Source organism: Colwellia sp., from assembly GCF_013215345.1.
GTDB lineage: Bacteria > Pseudomonadota > Gammaproteobacteria > Enterobacterales > Alteromonadaceae > Colwellia.
Genome location: NZ_JABSOV010000152.1, coordinates 1 through 7,960, shown reverse-complemented (window position 1 = coordinate 7,960; position 7,960 = coordinate 1). Strand labels below are relative to the sequence as shown.

At 40.3% G+C, this 7,960-nt stretch carries 9 protein-coding genes; 5 read left to right on the top strand and 4 right to left on the bottom strand.

Features of this window, described 5'->3' with window-relative positions; translation table 11 throughout:
- From HRT50_RS16600 to HRT50_RS16590, 3 genes are all read right to left on the bottom strand, one after another.
- Positions 1-2,264: beta-ketoacyl synthase N-terminal-like domain-containing protein (locus tag HRT50_RS16600; protein WP_291616528.1), on the bottom strand; the 2,264-nt coding region annotated here is incomplete at its 3' end.
- Positions 2,265-2,280: 16 nt separating this feature from the next.
- On the bottom strand, positions 2,281-3,144 hold the full coding sequence (locus HRT50_RS16595; protein ID WP_291616526.1) for a helix-turn-helix domain-containing protein: 864 nt from the start codon (positions 3,142-3,144) through the stop codon (positions 2,281-2,283).
- Positions 3,137-3,265 carry a hypothetical protein gene (locus HRT50_RS16590; protein WP_291616524.1) on the bottom strand — a complete coding sequence of 43 codons (129 nt, stop codon included), beginning with the start codon at positions 3,263-3,265 and terminating at the stop codon, positions 3,137-3,139. The genes HRT50_RS16595 and HRT50_RS16590 overlap by 8 nt, the downstream gene beginning before the upstream one ends.
- Before the next feature lie 356 nt (positions 3,266-3,621).
- On the opposite strand from HRT50_RS16590, the gene HRT50_RS16585 reads away from it, so the two are divergent.
- From HRT50_RS16585 to HRT50_RS16565, 5 genes are all read left to right on the top strand, one after another.
- Positions 3,622-4,500: a 4'-phosphopantetheinyl transferase superfamily protein gene (locus tag HRT50_RS16585; RefSeq protein WP_291616522.1), complete on the top strand. Its 879-nt coding sequence runs from the start codon at positions 3,622-3,624 to the stop codon at positions 4,498-4,500.
- 206 nt (positions 4,501-4,706) lie between these two features.
- Entirely contained in the window at positions 4,707-4,997 is a 291-nt protein-coding gene (locus HRT50_RS16580) for a YkgJ family cysteine cluster protein (RefSeq protein ID WP_291616520.1), read from the top strand.
- 190 nt (positions 4,998-5,187) lie between these two features.
- The gene (locus tag HRT50_RS16575; protein ID WP_291616518.1) at positions 5,188-5,463 is read left to right on the top strand and encodes a hypothetical protein; all 276 of its coding nucleotides are present in this window, start codon (positions 5,188-5,190) and stop codon (positions 5,461-5,463) included.
- 192 nt (positions 5,464-5,655) lie between these two features.
- Positions 5,656-6,525: an MYG1 family protein gene (locus tag HRT50_RS16570; RefSeq protein ID WP_291616517.1), complete on the top strand. Its 870-nt coding sequence runs from the start codon at positions 5,656-5,658 to the stop codon at positions 6,523-6,525.
- Between the two features lie 484 nt (positions 6,526-7,009).
- Positions 7,010-7,360 carry a nuclear transport factor 2 family protein gene (locus tag HRT50_RS16565; protein ID WP_291616515.1) on the top strand — a complete coding sequence of 117 codons (351 nt, stop codon included), beginning with the start codon at positions 7,010-7,012 and terminating at the stop codon, positions 7,358-7,360.
- A gap of 157 nt (positions 7,361-7,517) precedes the next feature.
- Here HRT50_RS16565 and HRT50_RS16560 read toward each other — a convergent pair.
- Positions 7,518-7,960, bottom strand: a 443-nt coding sequence (locus HRT50_RS16560; RefSeq protein WP_291616513.1) for a 2OG-Fe(II) oxygenase, incomplete at its 5' end; no start/stop codon positions are given.

The window sequence follows — 7,960 nt, the reverse complement described above, 5'->3', positions numbered from 1 at the left end:
ATAGAACCAGTAGCACTTCCTTCAGAAGAAGGTTGTGGTGCAGCCATGGCTTGACCACGACTGCGCGCTAGCATCATATAATCGCTATCGTTTAATACACCAGCAGCCCAAAGTGCCGTTAATTCGCCAAAACTATGTCCGGCGGTAAAGTCAGCTTTAAAACCTGCATTAGTGAAAGTTTTATAAAGGCCAACACTTAAAGTGCCGATTGCAGGTTGTGCATGTTGTGTTAAACGTAAGGCTTCATCTTGTGCTTTACGAGCATCATCACTAAAGACTGGAATTGGGTAAGTTGTTGGCGTTAATTGTCCTAAACCTGCATTAGCAAATTCCACGTCCATATCTTGCGCCGCTTGCATCACGCTTGGGAAATTACAAGCCAACTCGCGACCCATATTGACGTACTGTGAGCCTTGACCAGAGAAAAGTGCCACCACTTTGCCTTTGGCGGCTAACGCTGATTTACGGTAATAAATTCCGGTCGGTACCGACCATTCTTCACAAGTAACGTCACTACCCGCTTTGCTGACAAACTGTTTAAGCGCCGCTTCAATCATCTTAATGGCTTCATCAGCATTTTTAGCAACAAAACCACAACGCGCTAGCTCATTGGCAGGTGTTTGCAATGCGCAGTCTGTAACTAAGGCGTTAAAGACATAAGGTTGAGCATCTGCAACTGTGCTAAGTTTTTCTTGCCACTGCTTTAACTCTGCAATAAGTGCTGGTTCATCTTTCGCCGTCACTAAAATTGTTTGTGGCACGGCGTTTAAACGGTATTGCCCTTGTGCCGTTGGTGTATATTCTTCTAATACCATGTGGTAGTTAGTACCACCAAAACCGAATGAACTAACACCGGCACGACGTGGCAAGCCATCTTCGCGCGCCATCCACGGACGGGTTTCATTGTTCAAATACATTGGGCTATTTTCGATGTCTAGCGAAGTATTTGGTTGGTCGATATGAATGGTCGCTGGCAATACTTTATGATGTAGTGCTAACACGGCTTTAATCATACCAGCAGAGCCGGCAGCAGCTTTAGTATGGCCAATTTGTGACTTAACCGAGCCTAAAGCAATGTGCTGCTTTTGCTCGTTATCTAAACCAAAGTGCTTAATTAAGCCACCAAACTCTGCGGCATCTCCGGCTTTAGTGCCAGTACCATGAGCTTCTATTAAACCACAGCTTTTTGGATCAAAACCGGCGTCATCATAAGCACGCTTTAATGCTTTTGCTTGTCCATCTGGACGTGGCGCATAAATAGATTTAAAACGACCATCGCTTGATGTACCAATACCTTTAAGCACAGCATAAATTTTATCGCCATCACGCTCAGCATCTTCTAAGCGTTTAAAGGCCATCATGCCAATACCTTCACCAATCATCATACCTTTTGAGTCATTATCAAACGGACGGATATCTTCACCTGTGGTGAACGCTGGCGTTTTTGAAAATGACATGTACATAAATGGTGAGTTATCACAACAAACACCACCAGAGATCATTACTTCAGAGCGGTGCTCTAACAAGTCAGATATTGCTAATTTAATTGCTGCTAATGAACCGGCACAAGCCGCATCAACCACACAGTTAGTACCACCAAGATCAAAACGGTTGGCAATACGGCCTGAAATAACATTACCTAACATGCCTGGGAATGAGTTCTCCTCCCAGCCAATATAAGCTTTCTTGAATTTTTCGATGATCATCGCGCGATCTTCGGCGTCAACACCCGATGCCTTTAATACTTTTTCTAAAACAGGGCCTTGCAGACGAGACGTTAATGGTGATATTTGTTTCTGACCACCACCGACACCTAAAGTAATACCGACTTTATCTCGGTCATAACCTGAGCCATCACCAATACCAGCATCATTTAATACATCACGAGCAACCACTAGTGATAAGAGTTGTGCAATATCGGTTAATTCTAAAATGTTTGGCGGTAAACCAAATTCCATTGGGTCAAAGTCAATTTCTGGTAAAAAACCACCACGTTTACAGTAGGTTTTATCTGCGGCTTTTGGATCGCTATTATAATAGTCATCAATCGCCCAGCGATCACTTGGCACATCTTTAATTGCATCAACAGATTCAAAAATATTGTCCCAGTAATCTTCTAGGTTTTTTGCATCGGCAAATATTGACGCCATGCCAATAACGGCGATTGGACATTCTTGCAAACGAGAGTTAAACGCTTGCTCTTCGTTATCAATATTTGTTGTTTTTGCTACAGTTTCTAATGCTTTTTGCTGCTTTTTAGCCATTTTAATTACTCTACTGTTAATATTGGTTTGCATCTTCGCTATCGATATCATGATCATCACCAGATGAAGACAGCGCACTGGCTTCATCTGGATTTTCATTTAATAAACGAAAACGACTTAAAAAATCGGCATAATTCCCCGCTAAAATGCGACGAATATGAAATGGGGCTTTGTTGAGTACATAACTCATGTAACGACTGGCGGCTTCTCGCTCATTGCCATCGTAAATATCCACATAAACCCAATTGGAACTGGGATCATTGGCAATTAATAAACGGCGCTGTTGTGAGCTGTTATCTTCATCGGCCGTTGCTGATTTGACTTTGCTTTTATCGGCAAAGTGCGGTAATTGGGTCACTTTTATCTGCACTACTTCATCGGCTGATAAATTATTACTTTTATTTAATACCTCACGCATAGCTGAGGGTGATAATTGAGAGACTAGCAATTTGTTTTCTTTGGTATCTTCAATCGCCACTGCCACTGTTGCATCACTGGCACTATCAGCATCGTGCATTTCGCCACTATCTTGCATATCCGCAAGACGAGAAACGCCATGGCGTTTTAAACAGCGTTGTAGACCGGCACGGGAGACATTGACATTGATAAACTGTTTGCTCACCGCGAGTAATTCATCAAGAGACAGTAATAAACGTGTTCTAAGCTCTACCACAACATATTCTTGCGCTTCGCTTAACGTGGTATTTAACTGCTTAGGTACGTGCGATGCATCAGCGAGGGATTCTCTTTTACGCCATTTTCGTACGGTTGATTCTGAAATTTTTAATAAACGGGCGAGAACAGCTGTCGGTAAGTCCGACTCATGGATAAACGCCCTCATCTCTGGCGTAGTAGTCGCATTAGCGTGTTGCTTAGACATTTTTCATTCCGATATCGCTTAAGGAAAAATCCGCATGAATAAAAGCGATCAGCTCATGTTCAAGGGACGTAGTAACTGCATTAGCGTATTGCAGGGTAGTAGTTTTAGGTTGCTTGCTCATTTTTATCCATAGACTCTTATCGGTAAATTTTCATGAGTAAATAGGCATAATCAATAACTTATCGCGGCTAATATACACAGGTTTCAAACCCAACACAATCACCCGATACCTAATTTTTATTGAAATAAGCTGAGGTCTGACCTCATCTGTTCGACCAGTTGGCAAGATATCTGTACTATTAATAGCTAATTACGTTAAGTTGTTACCACTGTTAACAACTAGCCATTTCCCCATGGGTCAAACAAGTTTAAATAAACTGATAAAAACAAATCCCCCCGTTATTCTTTGTGATAAAATCACACCTCATTGGACATTAATCACCCGTCAAATAAACAATACAAGCTACCGATACTTTTATGACCTCTTTTTCTCAAGCTGACCTTGCAACTCGGTCAAAACAAAAGCTCACCCTAGCAAACAATGAAATTCATTTATGGATGACTAAGCCAGAGGAGTTACTGGGCAATGATGAGCTGTTAACAACTTACGCAACATTACTAACCAGTAAAGAGACTGCAAAGCAACAACGATATAAGTTTGCTAAAGACAGGCACGATGCTTTAATCACGCGCGCTTTTATTCGTGATTTATTGTCTTATTATGCTGATATAGCGCCACAAGATTGGCAGTTTGAAAAAGGTGAGAAAGATAAACCAGAAATCGTTAATTGTTCGTTACCACTGCGTTTTAACATCAGCCATACTAAAAACCTCATTATTTGTGCAGTAACCCTTGAAGATGACATTGGCTGTGACGTTGAAAATACCGGTCGTAACAATGATATATTAGCCATTGCCGAACGTTATTTTTCACCGACAGAAAGCAAGGAACTTTTTGCCTTACCTGTTGCACAACAACGTAATCGATTTTTTGATTATTGGACCTTAAAAGAGTCTTACATTAAAGCGTGGGGTTTAGGCTTAGCCATTCCGCTTAAAGATTTCAGCTTTAACATCGCTGACACAGAAGACAAACATAAAGAGCTATTGACCATCAAGCATAACATTAGCTTGAGCTTTGCCGAGCACAGAGTTGATGAACCTCAAATTTGGCGCAGCTGGTTAATTTACCCAGGTACTGAAATAGATGAAAAACAAGAGCACCGTATTGCCATCTCTTTAAGGTCTAAAAAGTCAGCAAGCATTAATGATAATCAAGAGGCTGATAATCAAAAGACTGATTACCAGTTACGCTTTTTCAATACCCTGCCCCTGCTTGGCTATGTGGAAATATAAGCATTAATTTCTCTCACCGATTGATATAATCTGGTGAAAGAGTGCAAGTATTTCTGCACTCTTGCTATATCTGAGCCAAATAATAGCGTTAGCCCCTAAAAAGTAAAACCGTTTATGGCTAACGTCCGGCATTATAAATTAGAGGGATATTCTACTATTGAGTATCCTATTAACTACCCTACTGACTATTGTATTTATTGTTGTTTATGATAATTAAAGTAAAAAATTTACCTGTTTCCGAAGTTACTTGTGCAAACTGTCAAGCATGTTGTTGTAGTTCAGAAGTGATGATAATTTCCGAAACAGGTGTACCTGATCGACATATTTTTGTTGATTTATATGGCAATGAATCTATGTTGCGCTTAGATGACGGCTGGTGTTCAGCGCTGAATCGAGATACTTTACTGTGCTCTATCTATGAAAATCGACCATGGATTTGCCGAGAGTTTGAAATGGGCTCAGATGAATGTATAGATGAACGTATAGAGAAAATGTAATGTTTTACCTATTTACTGATTTAACATAGTAAATTTCCTTCTATTTTTAATAGCCCAAACGAATAAATACAGCTAGCTGCATTCATTGGCTACTAGTTTAAACCACAAGTTAGCCAACGATTTAACTAAGAATTTAGTCAACACTTTTTGCCTCTTATTAGAGGCTAAACCCAAACCAGGATATATAGTTATGGAATCCATTTTAGTCTTTTTAATGTTATTTTATTTAGTGGCGTTTACTTACGACAGAACCATTGATAATGAGATTAAAGGCAATCAGTCATTAACCGCTAAGTTAACCGAATTCAAATATTTTCATTCATTTCAATCACGACCTAAAGCACTTTCTTGTGTGTTGACTTTCCAATTTTTTGGTATATCAACGGCTTTAAATATTGTTGGTAGTGTTTTTGCTTTAATGATGTATTTAGGTTTAGGCTTTGGGCTCTATTTTCTAGCTCAATAGCTAATGCCAACTATCTTTTAAATAAAACATACCAAGTCGTTGGCTATTTTTGTTCGCTGTCTTGGTATAGAATCCGCCCTATAATTTTACTTATTAAACCTTTAAAAACGACTACTCCGAAATGGCAAAGTCTAAAGCAGTAAAATTTAACTAATGTACCCTCTTATCTCTTTCTAACGTGACACAAAACAAATGAATGATAAAACGATAGCAACTCACAACGGTAATTTTCATGCGGATGATGTTTTCAGTATCGCTGCACTAAAATGCATTTTCCCTTCTTTTAACCTTATTCGCACCCGTGATTTAGATATTATCGCCAAGGCTGATATTGTCCTTGATGTCGGTGGTGTCTATGACCCGGATACAGGCCGTTTTGATCATCATCAACGTGGTGGTGCCGGTCAGCGCGAAAATGGTATTCCTTATTCTTCATTTGGTTTAATTTGGCAGAAATATGGCGTAGAAATATGTCAGGGCAACCAAGAGCTAGCAAATTCCGTTGATGCTGATCTCGTCTCAACCATTGATGCTATTGATTGTGGTCATGTCGAAGGCGTTGCTCAAGGAATTAGCCTTAGCCAAACTATTTCAATGTTTAACCCAACTTGGCAAGAAGATAGTCATTATGATACTTGTTTTGATGAAGCCGTTGATTTTGCCTCGCGGGTATTAACACGTTTCATTGCTTCTGCTAACGGTGGCATTAGTGCAAAAGCTATTGTTGCTAAAGCTATTGAGAATGCCGCTGATCCAAGAGTGATTGTTTTAGAAAAATATACTCCGTGGAAAAGAACCGTTCATGCGTTATCAACAGAAGCTTTATATATGGTGTACCCATCTGGCTCTGGTCCATGGCGAATTCAAACAGTACCCGTTGAACCAGGCTCATTCGAAGACCGCAAGTCGTTACCTAAACCTTGGGCTGGCTTATCCGATAAAGCACTTAAAGAAGTTACCGGCATTGATGACGCTATGTTTTGCCATAATGGTTTATTTATTGCCGGTGCAGAATCATTTGAAAGCACGATGAAAATGGCAGCTATGGCATTAGAAGCATAATAAACGACACTCAAAGGAAATAACTATGCCAATTAACCTAGATGTTTTGTCAGGCTAGAGTCGACAAAACTCCAGTTATTTGGCTAGTTGCTTTTCAGCTTGCCCCACAAGTAGTGGAGACCTTCTCTAGTTAGTTTGTACAAAATAATATAGGAGGAAAAGCAATGAGCTTAGCAGATATATACCCAAGCTACTTCAATATGCTCGTTTCAGGACGCCTGAGCGATTCATGATCAAGGCCTGTATTTCATTAATGGTTGTTCCCTTAATGAAATATTCAACGATGAGCATGATTTGCTCAGACGTCCCAGAAAGTCTGGCTTAGAAACGCTTTATCCATCGTTATTGGTTTCGACAATAACGCTACAAGGATGTAGCTTAATAGAGAATGCAGGAGCAGATTCTCCTGAATAACTATTCTCTCAATCAATGCCTTGCCTAAAGACGTTTCTAATTCCAGCTGAATCCTGCATATTGAGGTCGCTTGGGTATAATACAACGTGGTTGGGATGCCGTTGGCGCTCAATATTTCGATGCCTTAGTGACTGACTACACAGAAGAGATGACCTTCATCATGCTCGGACAAACTGACACTTTAGTCGGGCGGCAGGAGTTTCGTTCCGCCTTAAATGGTCTTGGAACAATTCTTCCTCCATCTTTTGAAATCACAGAACTTCGGCAGCTTGAAGGAAAAAATGAAGTCGTCTCTATTATTGAATGGAAATCAGACAAAATTTCAGCCTCACAGTTGTCTGTATTGTTTAAATTCGAAGACGACAAAATCAATGAAGAACGCTGGTTTATAGACACTGAACAATGGAAGAATGCCTTCTAATTTAGCTGATTTTTCCCATAAAAAGTAGTCACTGTTTATGGGCAACATCCGTATTAGCAAGTATGCTTTGACCTCCTGCAATAACTAACACATCAGATTAATCACTTTATTTTCCTTATTGACTTTAACAGCTTAAATGAATGCCAGCTATGTCGAGTTACAAGGTAAACAAGACATCACTACGGATGATGTACTTAACGCCATTAGTAATTGGCACTGAGCTATGGATACAGTGCAATGGATGCATACCATGAGGAAAACATAATATGCTACCCGCTGGTGTTCGAACATCGACGTTTACCACAGCATCACCCGCTTTTGCTGGCAGACTTGGCTCGTTAGCATTCACTAAGAAACGCGTTGCTCCACCTTCAAAATCGTCACTGAGGAAGATTAACAAGGTCATTTGGCTATATCGGTCGGGAAAAGCATTAGCAATAAGCTCATTATCTATGATGCGGCTACCTGGCCAAGCCCCATCAGAATGAGGTTTAAAGAAATCATTTTGGCCATAACGATAAAATCGAAAACGCGCGTTAATGCCGACAGCTTTGTCGCCGTCAAAAACACCCTGTCTATCATCCATTAACGGCGCAATAC